At 66.4% G+C, this 17168-nt stretch carries 13 protein-coding genes and 3 tRNA genes; 8 read left to right on the forward strand and 8 right to left on the reverse strand.

All coding sequences use genetic code 11. The features are described from left to right. Positions 1 to 92: 92 nt before the first annotated feature. The 5 genes from metE to rpmF all read right to left on the reverse strand — a co-directional run bounded on the left by metE (position 93) and on the right by rpmF (position 5797). Entirely contained in the window at positions 93 to 2414 is a 2322-nt protein-coding gene (gene metE / locus CYJ22_RS04595) for a 5-methyltetrahydropteroyltriglutamate--homocysteine S-methyltransferase (RefSeq protein WP_101601455.1), read from the reverse strand. Between the two features lie 79 nt (positions 2415 to 2493). Further along, positions 2494 to 3477, reverse strand: a complete 984-nt coding sequence (locus CYJ22_RS04600; protein ID WP_101601458.1) for a methylenetetrahydrofolate reductase — start codon at positions 3475 to 3477, stop codon at positions 2494 to 2496. A 635-nt stretch (positions 3478 to 4112) separates the two neighbouring features. After that, positions 4113 to 4188: transfer RNA gene (locus CYJ22_RS04605), tRNA-Arg, on the reverse strand. Positions 4189 to 4223: 35 nt separating this feature from the next. Then, a complete protein-coding gene (locus CYJ22_RS04610) occupies positions 4224 to 5495 on the reverse strand; it encodes a cation:proton antiporter (RefSeq protein WP_101601460.1) in 1272 nt (423 codons plus the stop codon). Between the two features lie 131 nt (positions 5496 to 5626). Further along, positions 5627 to 5797, reverse strand: coding sequence for a 50S ribosomal protein L32 (gene rpmF, locus CYJ22_RS04615; protein WP_003792889.1), 171 nt, complete (start codon positions 5795 to 5797; stop codon positions 5627 to 5629). A 175-nt stretch (positions 5798 to 5972) separates the two neighbouring features. On the opposite strand from rpmF, the gene CYJ22_RS04620 reads away from it, so the two are divergent. From CYJ22_RS04620 to CYJ22_RS04635, 4 genes are all read left to right on the forward strand, one after another. After that, on the forward strand, positions 5973 to 6629 hold the full coding sequence (locus CYJ22_RS04620; RefSeq protein ID WP_101601462.1) for a YigZ family protein: 657 nt from the start codon (positions 5973 to 5975) through the stop codon (positions 6627 to 6629). Positions 6630 to 6665: 36 nt separating this feature from the next. After that, positions 6666 to 7598, forward strand: a complete 933-nt coding sequence (cysK, locus tag CYJ22_RS04625; protein WP_101601464.1) for a cysteine synthase A — start codon at positions 6666 to 6668, stop codon at positions 7596 to 7598. Between the two features lie 92 nt (positions 7599 to 7690). Then, positions 7691 to 8335 (forward strand): serine O-acetyltransferase, encoded by a 645-nt coding sequence (gene cysE, locus CYJ22_RS04630; RefSeq protein ID WP_101601467.1) that lies wholly within the window; start codon positions 7691 to 7693, stop codon positions 8333 to 8335. A gap of 85 nt (positions 8336 to 8420) precedes the next feature. Continuing rightward, a complete protein-coding gene (locus CYJ22_RS04635) occupies positions 8421 to 8912 on the forward strand; it encodes a GNAT family N-acetyltransferase (RefSeq protein ID WP_007588632.1) in 492 nt (163 codons plus the stop codon). Between the two features lie 58 nt (positions 8913 to 8970). Here CYJ22_RS04635 and CYJ22_RS04640 read toward each other — a convergent pair whose 3' ends face one another. After that, complete coding sequence (locus CYJ22_RS04640) at positions 8971 to 10008, reverse strand: Fpg/Nei family DNA glycosylase (RefSeq protein WP_101601469.1); 1038 nt, start codon at positions 10006 to 10008, stop codon at positions 8971 to 8973. A gap of 6 nt (positions 10009 to 10014) precedes the next feature. Further along, positions 10015 to 12945: a leucine--tRNA ligase gene (locus tag CYJ22_RS04645; RefSeq protein ID WP_101601472.1), complete on the reverse strand. Its 2931-nt coding sequence runs from the start codon at positions 12943 to 12945 to the stop codon at positions 10015 to 10017. Between the two features lie 124 nt (positions 12946 to 13069). On the opposite strand from CYJ22_RS04645, the gene CYJ22_RS04650 reads away from it, so the two are divergent. Further along, positions 13070 to 13516 (forward strand): HIT family protein, encoded by a 447-nt coding sequence (locus tag CYJ22_RS04650; protein WP_034496457.1) that lies wholly within the window; start codon positions 13070 to 13072, stop codon positions 13514 to 13516. Between the two features lie 120 nt (positions 13517 to 13636). On the opposite strand, the gene CYJ22_RS04655 is transcribed toward CYJ22_RS04650, so the two are convergent. Next, positions 13637 to 14305: a metal-dependent transcriptional regulator gene (locus CYJ22_RS04655; RefSeq protein WP_007588618.1), complete on the reverse strand. Its 669-nt coding sequence runs from the start codon at positions 14303 to 14305 to the stop codon at positions 13637 to 13639. Between the two features lie 145 nt (positions 14306 to 14450). Here CYJ22_RS04655 and CYJ22_RS04660 point away from each other — a divergent pair. From CYJ22_RS04660 to CYJ22_RS04670, 3 genes are all read left to right on the forward strand, one after another. Continuing rightward, positions 14451 to 14523, forward strand: a tRNA-Lys gene (locus CYJ22_RS04660). A 34-nt stretch (positions 14524 to 14557) separates the two neighbouring features. Next, positions 14558 to 14630: transfer RNA gene (locus CYJ22_RS04665), tRNA-Lys, on the forward strand. Between the two features lie 812 nt (positions 14631 to 15442). Then, positions 15443 to 17140, forward strand: a complete 1698-nt coding sequence (locus tag CYJ22_RS04670) for a cell wall protein (RefSeq protein WP_243390454.1) — start codon at positions 15443 to 15445, stop codon at positions 17138 to 17140. The last annotated feature ends 28 nt before the right edge of the window (positions 17141 to 17168 follow it).

The raw sequence follows: 17168 nt of genomic DNA on the forward strand, positions 1-17168 counted from the left end.
GCGTATGAGCGCGGGGAGAAGGCAGCACGGACGCAAACGGTGAGGGGCGGGACCCATAGGGCCCGCCCCTCACCTATCGCCTAGAAGAACGCTCAGCTCTCCAGGCCGCGCTGGGCACGCACTTGTCGAGTAGCAGAGACAAGGTTGTCCAGCGACGCCTTTGTTTCCTCGTAGCCGCGGGTCTTGAGGCCGCAGTCGGGGTTGACCCACAGGCGCGAGACCGGAACGGCGTCGGCGGCCAGGCCGATGAGCTCGGCAAGCTCTTCGGTGCCGGGGACGCGGGGCGCGTGGATGTCCCACACACCGGGGCCGATGCCGTGGTCGAAGCCGGCCTCGGCGAGCTCGGGGACGACCTCCATCTTGGAGCGCGCCGCCTCGATGGACGTCACGTCAGCGTCCAGGCCCTTGATGGCGTCGATGATCTGGCCGAACTCGGAGTAGCACAGGTGCGTGTGGATCTGGGTGTCGGGACGCACCGAGGAGGTGGCCAGGCGGAAGGATCCCACGGACCAGTTCAGGTAGTCTGCGTGGCGGTCGGCGTCCAGGGGCAGGAGCTCACGCAGGGCCGGCTCGTCGACCTGGATCGCGGCGATGCCGGCGGCCTCGAGATCGGAGACCTCGTCACGCAGGGCCAGGCCGATCTGGTCGGCGATCTCGCCGAGCGGCAGGTCGTTGCGCGGGAAGGACCACGCGATGATAGTGACGGGGCCGGTGAGCATGCCCTTGACGGGCTTGTCGGTGAGCGACTGGGCGTAGCTGGTCCAGCCCACGGTCATGGGCGCTGGGCGCGAGACGTCGCCCCACAGGACGGAGGGACGCGTGCAGCGCGAGCCGTAGGACTGCACCCAGCCGTTGCGCGTGGCTGCGAAGCCATCGAGCAGCTCGGCGAAGTACTGGACCATGTCGTTACGCTCGGCCTCACCGTGGACGAGCATGTCGAGTCCCAGCTCCTCCTGGAGAGCAATGACCGAGGCGATCTCCTCGCGCATGCGGGCCTCGTAGTCCGCGTCGGACAGTTCGCCGCGCGCGTTGGCGGCGCGGGCCTTGCGAATCTCGGTGGTCTGCGGGAACGAGCCGATGGTCGTCGTGGGCAGCGGGGGCAGGTGGAGACGCTCGGTCTGGGCAGCCTCGCGCTCGAGGTAGGGCTCGCGGGCGCGGTCGGCGTCGGTCAGGGCGGCGGTGCGACTGCGGACCTCGGGGCGCACGACGCCGGGGGCGGCGGCGCGCTGTTCGAGCACCCGGGTGGCCTCGGCGACCTCGGCGTCGATGGCTTCCCAGCCCTCATCCACGCCGCGGGCGAGGGTGACGACCTCGAGAACCTTCTGGTCGGCGAAGGCGAGCCAGGCGTGCAGGTTCTCGTTGAGGGTCGCGTCGTCCCAGGTCTCCAGGGCGGTGTCGTGAGGCACATGCTGGAGGGAGTTGGAGGTGGCGACGGTGACGCGGGCGGCACCCAGGGCCTGGGCAGCCTTCAGGGTCTCGCGCAGCTGGGCCAGGTCGGCGCGCCAGATGTAGCGGCCGTCGACCGCGCCGACGACGAGGGTGACGCCCGACAGGTCGGCACCCTTGGGCAGCGAGCCGCGCAGCGTGTCGACGTGGAGGGCCTCGACGCCCGTCTTGGCAAGGGCGGGAACCGCGTGGGAGGCGTCGCCGTAGGGCGTGGTGAGCAGGATCTGGGGACGGTTCTGAGAGGCCGCCAGGCGCTCGTAGACGCGGGCGGCCAGCTCGCCCAGCTCGACGCGGGTGCGCGACAGGTTGTCGGAAGTGAGGGCCGGCTCGTCGAGCTGGACCCACGGGGCTCCGGCGGCGTGCAGGGAGGCCAGCGCCTCCTCGTACGCGGCCACGGCCTCGTCGATGCGGGTGAGCGGGTCGAAGTCGGGGGTGGCCGGGTCGGCCTTGGCTAGGGCCAGGTAGGTGACGGGGCCGACCAGAACCGGGCGGGTCACGTAGCCCCATTCGCGGGCGTCGGTGAAGCGGCGGGTGATCGTGTCATCGGCAAAAACCAGGGGCGTGTCGGGGCCGATCTCGGGGACGAGGTAGTGGTAGTTCGTGTCGAACCACTTCGTCATCTCTTCGGGGCCGACCTTGTCGTCACCGCGGGCGAGCGCGAAGTAGAGGTCGAGGCCCTCGCGGCCGGCGAAGCGCGGCGGGATGGCACCCAGGAGGATCGTGGCGTCCAGGACGTGGTCGTACAGGGAGGGCGCGTCGGCCAGGGACGCGTCGGAGGGGTTCAGGCCAAGCTCGACGAGGCGCGCGAGGTTCTCCTTGCGCAGATCGTTGGCGGCCTGGATCAGCTCGGCCTCGGTGATGCGGCCAGCCCAGCGGGCCTCGAGGGCGCGCTTGAGCTCGCGGCCACGGCCGATACGCGGATAGGCCAGGATCGTGGCGGTGGGGAACTGCGTGGTCGCAGCGGACATGGTTTTCTCCTTGGGTGTGCTACTCGTTCGGCGTGCGCGGGAAACCCCGCACCCTGCCGCAGGGTGGATGGTGGCGCCCTCAGGCGCGGGTTTCGGGGGACGAGGCCTGGGACCGCAGCGGGTCAGGCTTGACTCCCATGAGGGCCAGGATGTCCAAGACGGGCTTGGAGCGGTTGAAGGTGTAGAGGTGGACGCCTGGCGCGCCCGCCTCCAGGACGGAGTGGATGAGGCGCGAGCCGAAGACGGCGCCGAACTCGTCGCGCGCGTCCTGGTGGGGATAGTCGGCGAGCGTCGTCAGCAGGTACTCGGGGACCTCAATACCGGTGAGGTCTTGGACGCGGCGCAGACGGGCCGGGTCGGTGGCCGGCAGCAGGCCGGGCACAATCGGGATGGTGACGCCGGCGCGGCGGGCGCGCTCGACGAAGGAGGCGTAGACCTCGGCGTCCCAGAAGAGCTGCGTAATCGCGAATGAGGCGCCTGCGGCCTGCTTGACGAGGAGGCGCTCGACTTCCTGCGCGGGCGTGGTTCCGGCGGCCGGGTTGCCCGCAGGGAACGCGGCGACGGCGATCGTCAGAGGCTTGAAGGCGGAGCGCAGCGCCTCACCCGGGTGGGCGTCGCAGCGACGCTTTTCGACGGTGCGGATCAGGTGGATGAGCTCGGTGGCACTGGCGACGCCGCCCGGGCCGGGCTCCCAACCTTCGTGTCCCACCGGCGGGTCTCCGCGCAGCGCCAGGAAGGTGCGCACGCCAGAGTCCAGGTAGTCGTAGACAGTGGAGACGACCTCTTCGGTCGAGTTACCCACGCAGGTCAGGTGCGCGATCGGCTGGATCGGGGTGTCACGCACGAGGCGGCGGACCGTCGCGCGGGCGTTGGAGCGGTCCTTACCGCCCGCGCCGTAGGTGACGGACATGAAGTCGGGACGCACGCGCAGCAGCTGGTCGACCGTGTTCCAGAAGGGTTCTTCCAGGGAGGGCTTGCGCGGGGGCATGACCTCGAAGGACAGGAGCGTGGGCTCGTGGTCGTGGGTGCAGGGACAGGCGTAGGCGTCGTCTGAGAAGGGCACTGTGTAACTCTCGGGTGGCGGCTGGCTTCCACGTGAGTGCGCGTTGGCGCGGGTGGTGTGGTGGTGGAGCGCGAGCCTAAGGAATAGCGGACGTCGGTGTCAGCTGCACATTCGGGCACGAATCGACCCGCACATGCGACGGGTGATGTTCGTTCGTGCGTTCATGACCCCAGTATGTCCGCCTTCGTGCAGATGGCGCAGGAGGGGTCCACGTAACGGGAGTTTGTGACAGCGCCCGTCTCAGGACCGAGCCAGAAATGACTGTGCACAGTGGGACGATGGGGATGCCTCCACGGCACCGCCCCGGGACACCCGTATTCCTGCCGGGGAGCGGTTCCGTTGAGAGGAGGTGACTGGGCAATGGCCAAAGACCACCGCCAGCCACAACGGCGGCGAGGCCTTGACAGGAAGCAGAAAGCCCAGATCGCTGTAGCAGTGATCACGACACTGCCGCAGCTGATCTGGGCGATTGCATTCCTGCTGAGCACCCTGATGGGTAGCTAAGACTATCCCGGAAGCCGGGGAGTCGAACAGCGGCAACTGTTCGGCTCCCCCCATTATGCCACGTTGCCCCGGTTCGGGCCGCCACATAACGACCACCAACGATGCTTCGTGGGAGCACCCGCATCACAAGCTGGCGCCTCCGACAGGACTCGAACCTGCAACCTCGGGATTAGAAGGCCCTTGCTCTATCCATTGAGCTACGGAGGCGTGGCGCGATGCGCCGCCTGTAAGACTAGCGGAGGTTAGCGCGCCTTTCCACCAGCGCGCCCCAGCAGGAAGGCGAGCAGCGGGAAGAGCAGCACGGACAACGCGCCAGCGACGACAAGCAGGGAGGCGAGCCACGAGGGCAGGACACCCGTCGAGACGCCCAGTCCGGTGACGGCGACGATGATCGGCAGGCCTGTCGCGCCATACAGACCGATGCGCGTCGCATCCGTCCAGCCGACGCGCTCGATCGATCCGTGGAAGCGTTCCAGAAGGACGATGGGCACGCCGCGCACCACAAGGATCGCGCCGACGAAGGCGACGAGCAGGAAGGGGTAGCCCACGACGGCACTGAGCGAGATATTCATGCCCGAGGTGACGAAGAACAGCGGGATCAGGAAGGAGAAGCCGAGGGTGCGCAGCTCGCCTTCGACCATCGTGAAGTTGCCGGGCGCCAGCGCGCGGACGATGATGCCGGCCGCGAACGCGCCGAGCACCATGTCCAATTCCATGACCGCGGACAGCGCCATGAGACCGGTGAGGACCAGCATGACGACGCGCATGAGCGTCTTTTGCGAGGTCTGCGCCCCGTGGAGGATCGTCCGCCCGATCGCGGGATGCTTGAGAATGAAGCGCGTCGGGATGGCGACCGCGAGGACCGTGGCCAACGCGAAGAGCAACAGAACGATCGCCGCGGCCCACGGGCTACGCGCAGACAGCAGCAGCGACATGGCGATGATGGGTGCGAGCTCGCCGACGGCACCATGGACGAGGACGGCCTTGCCGATCGTCGTCCCCATGACGCCGGCCTCCATGAGGATGGGCAGCAGGGTGCCGAGCGCCGTCGAGGTCAGCGCGATCGCGAGCGCGATGTAGGTGGCGGTGGCGACCCCCGTCGTCCCCGACGCGGCGACCGCCGCCCAGGAGATGGCCAGGCCGATACCGAAGCACGCCAGCCACGTGAGCAGCGAACGCCTCCCAGCCCGTCCGTGCACCTCTTCCACGTCGATCTCGGTGCCCGCGATGAGGAAGAGCATGCCCATGCCAACCTCGCGGAACACGGAGATCGGCTCGGTGAGGGATGCGAGCCCCAGAACGTTCGGCCCGATGATGACGCCGAGGATGAGCAGCCAGACGACGTCGGGCACGCGCTTGCGCGTGAGCGAGGACAGCAGGGGTGCGATGGCCGCAGCGGCGGCGATCAGGAAGAGGGAGACGATGGCTCCCTCGGTGCCACTCGTGCTCGACGCGGTGACGAGGCCGTGGCCCACTCCCCCGCTCGTGGCGGGCAGAGACATCGGCAGGCTCATGTGCGTTCCTTTTCGGATACTTGGATGCAGATCGAATCGACGACCGTAAGGGTTTTCGTCGAACGTTCAGCAATTATGGGCATGACAAAGGCCCGGGACGACAAGTCCCGGGCCCGTGCGTGGATGCGAGGTCAGCCCTCGACGTCCAGGAGGCCGTTCTTGTAGGCCTTGGCCAGGCGGCGGGGCACGCGGATCTCACGGCCGGCAACCTTGACGGTGTTCAGCTCGGTAAGATCAGCCTTCCAGGTAGACCGGCGGGTGCGGGTGTTCGCACGGGACATCTTGCGCTTGGGAACTGCCATGTCTTACCGCTCCTCTTCTTTCTCGACGACTATTCTGATCGGTGCGCCACGCGGGCGCACGGCGACAACCCGACAAGACTACCACGGACCGGCCCCTGAAGCACATCGCGAGAGGCTACGCGCCTGCGATCCTGGTTACAGACTCAGGGCGGGCTCGCTCCCTTAGACTGGGCGCATGTCCGCTCTTCGCACGCTCGCCTCCGGCACGCTCCTCACCCACGAGATTGAGATCAAGCGTTCCCGGTTCATTACGACGCTGGCCCGGACGGACACGCCCGAGGAGGCTCGCGAGCTCATCGACGCGGTCAAGTCCGAGCATCCGCAGGCGCGGCACAACTGCTCCGCATACCTGATCGATCCGCCGGATGCCGCACCTTTGCAGCATTCATCGGACGACGGCGAACCCTCGGGCACGGCCGGGACCCCGATGCTGGAGGCCCTCCGCGCCTCCGACACGTGGAACGCGACGGCGGTCGTCACCCGCTACTTCGGCGGAATCCTCCTGGGCGGGGGTGGCCTCGTGCGGGCCTACTCCACCTCAGTCTCCGAGGCCGTCGCCCGCGCTCCCATCGCCTACCTCGTCGGGCGCGACGTCCTCGAAACACAGCTGAGCCCCGGGGACGCGGGTCGCATCGAGGCCGAGCTGCGCGCGCGAGGAGCCGCGGTCCTCGACACGATCTGGAACGCGGACGTCACACTGCGCATTGCCATTGATCCGAGCGACCGAGACTCGATTGACGCGTGCCTGGCCCAGGCCTCGTCCGGTGTTGCAAAGTTTCGCTACGTGGAAACACGGCGGATTGAACTAGACGAGGCTCCGCGCGTGGGATGACAATTCAGGGGTACACCTGCTTAGGAAGGACCTCTCATGGCTCGCATCGCCTCCACCGTCGCCGATCTGATCGGTGGCACCCCCCTCGTCCGCATTAACCACGTTGCCGGTGACGGCGTTGACGTGGTTGCCAAGGTCGAGGCCTTCAACCCCGCGTCCTCCGTGAAGGACCGCATCGCCCGCTCGATCATCGACGCGGCTGAGGCCTCGGGCGCCCTGGCCCCCGGCGGCACGATCGTCGAGGCCACCTCCGGTAACACGGGCATCGCCCTGTCGATGGTGGGCGCGGCACGCGGCTACAAGGTCGTCATCGTCATGCCCGCCTCGATGTCCGTCGAGCGCCGTGCGATCGTGCGCGCCTTCGGTGCCGAGCTGGTCCTCACCGACCCGAAGGGCGGCGTCTCCGCGGCCGTTGCCGAGGCCGAGCGCATCGCCTCCGAGCGCCCCGGCGCCATCATCGCCTCCCAGTTCACCAACCCCGCCAACCCTGCTGCCCACGTGGCGCACACCGGCGAGGAGATCTGGGCCGACACCGACGGCCAGGTTGACGTCTTCGTCGCCGGCGTCGGCACGGGTGGCACCATCTCGGGCGTCGCGAAGGTCCTCAAGGAGAAGAACCCGAACGTGCGCATCATCGCCGTTCAGCCCGCCGAGTCTCCCCTGCTGACGGGCGGCACTCCCGGCCCGCACGGCATCCAGGGCCTCATGCCCAACTTCGTGCCCGAGACCTTCGACGCTGGCATCGTGGATGAGGTCATTTCCGTGGAGACCGCCCAGGCGCTCGAGTTCGCTCGCCGCGCGGCCGCCGAGGAGGGCCTGCTCGTGGGCATCTCCTCCGGCGCCGCCCTGGCGGGTACGGCCGCCGTCGCCGCCCGCCCCGAGCTGGCCGGCAAGAAGATCGTCACGCTCCTGCCCGACACGGGTGAGCGTTACCTCTCGACCGCGCTGTTCGCGGGCCTCGAGGACTGATCCTTCCCGCTTGACGCGCTAAGGTGGCCCCGGATGGAATATCCGGGGCCACCTGTGCGTTCCCATCTGAGTCGACCATCCAGGAGGAACTCGTGAAGCTCACCGTACGCGCCCTGTCGAAGACCCTGTCGCGCGCCCTGCCTACCAAGGCGCTCGGGCTCTTCCGCGAGGACCTCGTGACGGCGCAGCGCCGCGACCCCGCGGCTACCTCCGCCCTGGAGATCGCACTGACGTACCCGGGCGTACACGCCCTGTGGACTCACCGCGTCTCCCACGCCCTGTGGGCTCACGGCGCCCGCACCCCCGCGCGCGCCCTGTCATCCATGGCCCGAGCCGTCACCGGCGTGGACATTCACCCCGAGGCCACCATTGGGCGCCGCGTCTTCATTGACCACGCGACGGGCGTCGTCATCGGCCAGACGGCCGAGGTCGGCAACGATGTCGTCATCTTCCACGGCGTCACCCTCGGCGGCGTCGCCATGACGCCGGGCAAGCGCCACCCCACTGTCGGCGATCACGTCATGATTGGCGCGGGCGCGAAGGTCCTAGGCCCCATCACCGTGGGCACGGGTGTCAAGATCGGCGCGAACGCCGTCGTCGTCAAGGACGTGCCCTGCGGCAACGTGGCAATCGGCGTGCCCGCGCGCCTGCTCCCCAAGCCCGAAAAGGACACGCGCGACCGCGATCTCATCGTCGATCCCAACTACTTCTTCGAGGAGCCGGCCCTCTACATCTGAGGGACATTCGCCCTCGTCAGATGCGGTCTGTGAGAATCCGTTCAAGACCCGTGACAAAGTGAGCATCCTCACCTATAGTTGGTTTATGGAAGCTCAAACTCTACATGCCCCCCTGGACGCGTTGTCAGCGGCGAATCGGCCTCAGGGTATTGAGATCGCCACGCTCACAACATTCGACATCCCCGCGCTCGCGGTGCTCACCCTCGAGGCGTACGACGACGACGTCACGCCTGAGGCGCTCTTGGAAACCTCCGAAGAACTACGCCTGACGTTTGAGGGCGCTTTCGGGGCGACCACGGAAGACTCGTTCATCGGCGCGTGGGACGGGGGCACGCTCGTCGGAGCGATCCTCGTCGTCCGCGAATCCCCGTGGGATGATGCGCCGGACGGCCCCTTCGTGGTGGACCTGATCGTCGCCCCCGACTACCGCAGGCGTGGCATCGCGACAGCCCTCGTCTCCGAGGTCGCCGCGCGCTGCTCACAGTGGGGATTCGACACCCTCGCCCTGCGCCTGGATACGCGCCACGGCGGAGCCCGCGAACTCTACTCGGTCCTCGGATTCGAAGAGATTGCCTGACAAAGGTCGAGGAGTGCGAGCCTTGCGGCCCGCACTCCCCTGACGGTTCTTCGCGCGCTCAGCGCTGGCAGGACGGACACCAGAACAGGCGTCGGTTCTGCATGAGCGCCTCACGGATCGGCGTCGAGCAGCGCAGGCACGGGCGGTCCGTGCGGTGGTACACGTACCAGCGCGATGCCTCCTCGTCCCCTTCAATCGGCGGGTTGGGGGCCTCCTCCGGGTCCATCGTGTCCAGGCGACCTGCGGCCAGGCCGCGGTTCATGAGGTCGCAGATCAGGACCCACAGCTCGCGCAGGCGCTTGATGGAGATATTGGCCCCCTTGCGGTGTGGCGAGATGCCCGCGAGGAACAGGGCGTCGGCACGGTAGATGTTGCCCACGCCCGCGATAATCGACTGATCCATGACGATCTCGCCAATCGCGCGCTTCTTGGAGTGAGCGACCTGGGCAAAACGCTCCATGGCCTCGGCGTCGGAGCGGGCCCCGGCGTCCAGAGGATCCGGCCCCAGCTTCGACTCTGCCTTGATGCGCTCCTCATCCGTGATGAGGTCACAGCGGTTGGGACCCACCAGGTCAGCGACCGCATGGTCGTTGAACAGGCGCAGGCGCACGGCACCGACCGGCTCCGGCGGCTCCCATTCCCCCGCCTTGGCCTCGCCAAAGCCCTCGCCCCAGCGGGTCTCGGAGTGGCCGTTCCACTCCCCCTTCGGAACGTTGGGGATGCGGTGAGCGACGCCGTGCCCCTCGTCGACGACGGTCTCGTCACCGTTGAAGCGCCACCAGCCGTACAGGCCCAGGTGGATGTGCACCCACCGGTCCGGCCAGGGAGCGTCCTCGCCGAGGATCGGCTCCCCGCTGCCGGCCGCGGCGCCCTCCAGGAGGGCCACCCCGGCCTCATACGTCTCACCGTCGATGGGCGGGACGAAACCGATGAACATGTGTTTGCCGTGCACGCGCACCCGCTGCATGACCCACCCGTCGAGGAGGGCTGCGGAGGACGCGAAGCGCCCCTGCGGGGACGAGGCCGAGACGATACCCCCGACGAAAAGCTCGTCGAGGGTACCGGCTAGGCGACGGACTGCATCGCCTTCAGGCATGCGACCTCACTTCTTGACGACGACGTTGACCAGCTTCGGCGCGCGGGCGATCACCTTGAGGGGATCTGCCCCGCCGAGGGCCTTGACGATCGGGGCCTCGGCCAGGGCGGCCGCGATGAGGTCTTCCTCGGAGATGGAGGGAGCGACCTCGATGCGGGCCTTGACCTTGCCGTTGACCTGGATGACGGCCGTGACCGTGTCTTCCTCCAGCAGCGAGGAATCCTCGACGACCGGGAAGGGCTCGCGGGCCAGGGAGGCCTCGTGGCCCAGGCGGCTCCACAGCTCCTCGCACAGGTGCGGGGCGACCGGGGCGAGCATGAGGATCAGAGGCTCGATGGCGTCGCGCGGAACGGCGTCCAGACTGGTCAGGTGGTTGTTGAGGACGATGAGCTTGGAGATCGCGGTGTTGATGCGCAGGTTCTCGTACTCTTCGGTCACCTCGGCGATCATACGGGCCACGAGGCGACGCGTCTTGTCGTCCGCAGGCTCGTCGGTGACCGTGAGCTCGCCCGTCTCCTCATCGACCGCGTTACGCCACAGGCGCTGCAGGAATCGCTGGGAGCCGACGACGGCGCGGGTCTCCCACGGGCGCGATAGGTCGAGGGGGCCCATGCTCATCTCGTACACGCGGAAGACGTCGGCGCCGTAGGCGTCGTACATCTCGTCGGGCGTGACGATGTTCTTCAGGGACTTACCCATCTTGCCGTACTCGCGGTTGACGGGCTCGCCCTTGTAGGTGAAGCCGGTCGTCTCGTCGCCCTCGACCTCATCGGCGGGCACGTACTGGCCGCGCGCGTCGGTGTAGGCGTAGGCCTGCACGTAGCCCTGGTTGAAGAGCGTGTGGAAGGGCTCGGATCCCGGCACGTGACCCAGGTCGAAGAGGACCTTCTGCCAGAAGCGGGCGTAGAGCAGGTGCAGGACCGCGTGCTCGACGCCGCCGACGTACATGTCGGTACCGCCGCTGACCTTCCCCTCGCGCGGACCCATCCAGTAGGCCAGGTTCTCCTCGCCGGAGAAACGCTTCGCGTTCGTCGGGTCGGTGTAGCGCATCTCGTACCAGCACGAGCCCGCCCACTGGGGCATCGTGTTGGTCTCGCGGCGGTAGGTCTTGGGGCCATCGCCCAGGTCGAGGGTGACGTTCACCCAGTCCTCGGCGCGGCCCAGCGGGGCCTCGGGCGAGGAATCGGCGTCGTCCGCGTCGAAGGTGCGCGGGCTGTAGTCGCTGACCTCGGGCAGCTCAACGGGGAGCATGTCCTCGGGCAGGGCGTGCGCGACGCCGTCCTCGTCCCACACGATCGGGAAGGGCTCGCCCCAGTAGCGCTGGCGGCTGAAGAGCCAGTCGCGCAGGCGGTAGGTGACGGTGCCGTGGCCCAGGCCCTTGGCGACCAGCCACTCGATCATGGCGGCCTTGGCCTCATCCTTAGCCAGGCCATTCAGGTCGATCTCGTCGTTCGCGGAGTCAACGGCCACGCCATCGCCCGTGTACGCGCCGGCCTCGAGGTCGGGGCCGTAGGGGTCGTCGGCCGGGCCAATCGTGCGCACGATGTCGAGGTCGTAAGCGCGGGCGAACGCCCAGTCGCGGTCGTCGTGCGCGGGAACGGCCATGATGGCGCCGGTGCCGTAGCCCCACAGAACGTAGTCGGCAACGAAGATCGGAACCGGGCGGCCGTTGACCGGATCGATGCCGAACAGGCCGGTAAACACGCCGGTCTTGGTGCGTTCTTCGTCAGCACGCTCCGCCTCGGACTTCGCGGCGGCCTGGGCGCGGTACGCGCTCACGGCCTCCTTCGGAGAGGCGGCGCCCCCCGTCCACGCGTCCTTCGTGCCCTCGGGCCAGGAGGCGGGCAGGGTGAGGGCGGCCTCATCGTCGGCGTCGCCGCCGACGGTTCCGCCGAGGATCGGGTGCTCGGGGGCCACGACCATGAAGGTCGCGCCGAACAGCGTGTCGGGGCGCGTCGTGTAAACGTCCAGGGAGTCGAGGGAAGCGCCAGCCTCGCGCGCGCCGGGCACGTCGAAGCGGACGGTCGCGCCCTCGGAGCGGCCGATCCAGTTGCGCTGCATCGTGCGCACCTTTTCGGGCCAGTTGATCGTGTCGAGGTCGTCGGACAGGCGCTTACCGTATGCGGTGATACGCATCATCCACTGACGCAGATTGCGCTTAAAAACCGGGTAGTTGCCGCGCTCGGAGCGGCCGTCGGCGGTGACCTCTTCGTTGGCCAGGACCGTTCCCAGACCGGGGCACCAGTTGACGGGGGCCTCGGAGACATAGGCGAGGCGGAAGGAGTCGACGACCTTCGCCTGGGCGGCTCGGTCCAGGGAGTTGTAGTCGGAGCCATCCTCGGGGCGAATCTCGCCGGACTCGAGCTTGGCGATCAGCTCAGTGATCGGGCGGGCCGCACCCTGGGAGCCGTCGGGAGCCGTCGCCTCGGGATCGAACCACGAGTTGAAGACCTGCAGGAAGATCCACTGCGTCCAGTGCACGTACTCGATGTCGGTCGTGGCGAAGGAGCGGCGCGAGTCGTGGGACAGTCCCATGCGGCGCAGCTGGCGGCGCATGTTCGCGATGTTCTGGTTCGTGGTGATGGCCGGGTGCTGGCCGGTCTGGACGGCGTACTGCTCGGCGGGCAGGCCGAAGGCGTCGTAGCCCATCGTGTACAGGACGTTGTCGCCCTTCATGCGGCGGTAGCGCGCCAGCGTATCGGTCGCGATGTAGCCCAGCGGGTGCCCCACGTGCAGGCCCTTACCCGAGGGGTAGGGGAACATGTCGAGAATGAAGAAGGGGTTGTGGGAGGCCAGCGGGCCAGCCAGGTCGCCCGTGGGGTTGTCCGCGTAGAACGTGCCCAGCTCCTCCCAGCGGTCCTGCCACTTCGTCTCGATCTGACCTGCGAGCTCAGCGGTGTAGCGCTGGGCCGGGGCACTCTGCGGATTTTCGCTCATCTGTGCGTTCCTCGCTTAACGATGGGTCGCGTAACAATACTCCCCACCAGGGTAGTTCACGCCCGCCAACCCCGCCGGATGCGCTCACCTACCGAAGCAGGCGCGAATGGGTGACAATAGTCGCATGAGCACCGTCTTTGAAAACATCATCTCCGGCGCCTGGTCCGGTCGCTTCGTGTGGGCCGACGACCTGTGCGTCGCCTTCGCAACGATCGAGCCCACCTCGCCCGGACACGTCCTCGTCGTCCCTCGCACCCCCTACGAGGCGTGGACCGACGCCCCCTCCGACGTGGCAGCGCACCTCATGAAGGTCGCACGCGCGATCGGCCTCGCCCAAAAGTCGGCTTTCGGCGTGGCTCGAGCGGGCCTCGTCATTGCGGGCTTCGAGGTCCCCCACACCCACCTGCACGTGATTCCCCTGCGCGACGAGTCCGACGTGCTGCTCTCGAACGCTGCCCCTGCCAGCGACGAAGATCTCGATAGCGCGATCACGACTCTGCGCGAGGCTCTTCTGGCTGCCGGTCACGCCGCGCACGTTCCGCCGTCGATGACCTCCGCAGCGCTCGTCTAAGGCCCACGCCCCACCTGTGCGCCCACCGACGGGCGCTCCCAGCCCGCCCGGCCTCTTTGGTCAGGCGGGCTGGATCGTTTCCGGGCCTCGTCGATGGGAGTCGGCTCGCGTTGGGGCAGCTCAGTCCCGGACGACGATGCCCGAGGCCTGGGCGGGGTCGAGGAGAAGCATCTGCCCATCGTCGAGGAGGACCGTCACTCCTGCGGAGTCCGATGCGACGACGGTGATATGGGCATCGGGCACGAGACCCGCCTCCTCCCAGGCGCGCAGCGCATCGGGGTCCCGGTCTGGCAGCCGCTCGACGACTCCCCCTGCGGTGATGTCGAGAGCGTCGAGCGGGCTTCCTGCAACGTCATCGCTGGTTCCGTCGGCGCGCGGAATCGGATCCCCGTGCGGGTCGCGACTCGGGTAGCCAAGCACGCGGTCAAGCCGGTCGAGAAGACGATCGGAGACTGCGTGTTCCAGGATCTCGGCCTCTTCGTGGACCTCATCCCAGGAAAAGCCAAGGGCCTCGTGCAGGTAGGTTTCGAGCAGACGGTGGCGGCGTACCATGCCCAAAGCGACGGCGCGCCCCTGCGGGGTTAGTCGCACACGGCCGTAGCGCTCATGGGTCACGAGGCCCTGGCGAGCCAGGCGCTGGATGTTTTCAGTCGCGGTCGAGGGGACGACTCCCATGTGCTCGGAGACATCCTTAGGTTTGACGCCGTCGCGGCCAGCTTCCTCGGCGCTCCACACGAGCTTGAGGATGTCCTCCACGACAGCGGAATAGGTGCTCGACGCGTCCGACATGGCGTTCCCCTTTCGTCTGAAGCCCCATTGTAGGTGCACGTGTGAGTCACGTCCGGTGAGCGTGCGACATAGGCCACGACAGCCCTCATTGACTTGCGCGGGGCGAATCGCGCCTGTATATTTATCTTTCGGTTGCAAAACCCCCGCGTCATTAGCTCAATTGGCAGAGCAGCTGACTCTTAATCAGCGGGTTGAGGGTTCAAGTCCCCCATGACGCACAGCTTTCCTGGCTCCGGCTAGTGAAAGTACCCCGCGTCATTAGCTCAATTGGCAGAGCAGCTGACTCTTAATCAGCGGGTTGAGGGTTCAAGTCCCCCATGACGCACAAACAACCGGCGGCCTTCGGGTCGCCGGTTTTTCATATCTGCGGTGCCACTCACCCTGCATAATCCCGTGCGACGCCAACTGTCCCGCCATATCTCCGGCCTTCCCGCAGCCCCGCCAGATCTCCGGCTGCCGCGAGGCCTGCCCGCCCGCTCGCCGTCCGCGCCACCGACAGCCCTACGTCCGCAAACTTGTCGTTCCTATAGTCGACACTGCCCACAGCCCTGCCAGATCTCCGGCTGCCGCGAGGCCTGCCCGCCCGCTCGCCGTCCGCGCCGCGAGCTTCGCTCGGCGCGTCGGCTCGAAGCCCGGCCAGGCCCGCCAGGCCTCGCGGCAGCCTCCAATCGGGCGGCTTGTCATGCTGTTTTCCATCGCTTAGCCAGGCATCGACACCACATGCGATACAAAACTCACCCAGTACGCGCACATCACCCATAAGTCGGCCATGTTTCATGAGCGGTCACAGCAAGGTCATTGAGTGCACTGCGAAGCACATGGGAATCACCCGCATGCGATGTGCCCGCGCCTTATAGAGCAGTCAAACCACAGCTGAGCTTGCAAGAGATGATGTAATTGTGTCAACAATGTGTATACTGAAAAATCATGACTCATTCCGTTTAATTCGCACACATACGACTGGGGAACATCATGAGGAAAAGCCGGAGAGTTCTAGCTACGGGCGCTGGTTTGGCTCTTGTCGCTGCAGGTACGGTATCAATGTTTGCGCCACGCAGCGCACAAGCCGATGCCCAGCCCTTCTCCCTCTCACAATACGTCTCATCAACAAGCACGACGGTGTGCAATACGACCCCTGTGATCACGACCTATCACGGCACCGTCGTGCTGGATATTCCGATCACTGCCCTTCTGGCAGGCCACGAGGCAGAAATCCGCGCTGCGGCTGCACAGGGGCTCTCCCCTCATGACTCCGACAGCAACGACACCGCCGATATCACGCTGACCGTGAGTGTTCCTGAGGCAGTCACGCTGGGAACGTCTCGCGCGAAATCCACCTCGTCAATGCTCGCCTACACCTCGTTCTCCCCGGGCGCTGAGCGCACACAGGTCACTGCGAACATCCACCTCAGGGATCTGAACTGGCAGCAGCTGCTCGATATCTACGATGCAGAGAAAGCCAACCCCGATCAGCACACGATCAAGGTCCAGGTCCCCTATGCCGTTGGCGCAATTGACCCCGCGGAAGCGACTCAACTGGCCAGCGAACAGATTACCGTGACAGGTACGTTCAACTTCTTCGCATCATCGACCACCCCCGCCCAGGTCTTTCACTTCGATACAAAGACCCTGGCACTCGCACAGTCGCCTACCGACTGCTTCGCGTCCGCACCAACCCGGACAACACGCTGGGTTGATGAAGAGGACGGCCACGACTTACAGCCCCCGAAAACCGGGCCAAACTTCTTCCACGCCGCGGGAATTCCCGACTACGAATTCTCCACTCAGGAGTTGTCTGCGGATGGCCTGACCGGCATTTACAAGTACAAGAAGGTATTTGGCTCTCTTCCAGTCAATGGCGATGACCCGACAATCGACACCGATTTTAAGGTCGGCCTGGAGGGGAACACTCCGACTCAGACGGAAAAGATCTACGCCGAGAGCAAAGATTCTCTTCTGACCATTGAGAACGTCGTTCACTTGGATGACCTTCGCGGTGGACGCATTGCGAAGCTCCTCGAGGAATACGACAAGACGCCTAACGCTTTCGACGATATTGCACTGAAGAATGCTCACTTGGGCTTCACAACGCAGATCACTCTTCCTTCGCAGCTGAAGTTTTCTGATCCCTCGGCCATCTCGGTGACTGGGCTTCCCCGGGGCTTCTCAGCGAAGACAGTGGCAGTTAACGGACAGACCGCAACGGTTACCGTGGACTTCGATAACCCCGATGAGATCACCACCATCGCAGCCCTCAAGGACGCGATGGCTGCGCTTCACGGCGAAGCGGTGATCACCGTTGAAAAGATTGCCTTCACTGAATCCGCTACTGCCGACGTGGATTACCAGATCGATCACCTCACGCAGGGCATTATCTCGGTTGATGTTGAGAAACAACTCGGTGTCATGGTCAGGCCCGGACAGCCTTCACCCGCATGCCCTCCGACGATGGATGACTACGACGCTGTCAAACCGGCCGAGCCTCGTTCTGTTGTTGGAACAGTATTTGATCCCCCATCGCCCGCATGTCCCCCTACAGACACCCCTTATTCCGCCGGATGGAGGCCCCCCATGACTGGCCCTTCTGCCGGATGGGATGAAGCTCCGCTCATGAAGCACACCCTGACGTTCACGACGAGCGAGGCGCATCCCGACGTGACGCGACTGTCCTTCAAGCCCGGTCCGACGCCTACACCGACGACGGTGACGCCCTCGGCTCCTCCTACGCCTGCAACGCAGCTCGCCAAGACCGGTTCTCTCACCGGCGATGTGCTGGTGCTCGCTGCCGTGACGGGCACTATTGGCGCCGCGGCAATGCGGAGGAAGCGCTCTTAATTCGCGTGTCATAGTCATAGGCGGGGGG

It is taken from the genome of Schaalia odontolytica, from assembly GCF_002847525.1.
In the GTDB taxonomy this organism is placed as follows: Bacteria; Actinomycetota; Actinomycetes; order Actinomycetales; family Actinomycetaceae; genus Pauljensenia; species Pauljensenia odontolytica_B.

Bases quoted from the DNA above. Each gene is read 5' to 3' on its own strand.
- metE (WP_101601455.1), bottom strand. From the start codon at position 2,414: ATGTCCGCTGCGACCACGCAGTTCCCCACCGCCACGATCCTGGCCTAT.
- CYJ22_RS04635 (WP_007588632.1), top strand. From the start codon at position 8,421: ATGGAAGCTCAAACTCTACATGCCCCCCTGGACGCGTTGTCAGCGGCG.
- CYJ22_RS04610 (WP_101601460.1), bottom strand. From the start codon at position 5,495: ATGAGCCTGCCGATGTCTCTGCCCGCCACGAGCGGGGGAGTGGGCCAC.
- cysK (WP_101601464.1), top strand. From the start codon at position 6,666: ATGGCTCGCATCGCCTCCACCGTCGCCGATCTGATCGGTGGCACCCCC.
- CYJ22_RS04640 (WP_101601469.1), bottom strand. From the start codon at position 10,008: ATGCCTGAAGGCGATGCAGTCCGTCGCCTAGCCGGTACCCTCGACGAG.
- CYJ22_RS04620 (WP_101601462.1), top strand. From the start codon at position 5,973: ATGTCCGCTCTTCGCACGCTCGCCTCCGGCACGCTCCTCACCCACGAG.
- rpmF (WP_003792889.1), bottom strand. From the start codon at position 5,797: ATGGCAGTTCCCAAGCGCAAGATGTCCCGTGCGAACACCCGCACCCGC.
- CYJ22_RS04655 (WP_007588618.1), bottom strand. From the start codon at position 14,305: ATGTCGGACGCGTCGAGCACCTATTCCGCTGTCGTGGAGGACATCCTC.
- CYJ22_RS04650 (WP_034496457.1), top strand. From the start codon at position 13,070: ATGAGCACCGTCTTTGAAAACATCATCTCCGGCGCCTGGTCCGGTCGC.
- CYJ22_RS04645 (WP_101601472.1), bottom strand. From the start codon at position 12,945: ATGAGCGAAAATCCGCAGAGTGCCCCGGCCCAGCGCTACACCGCTGAG.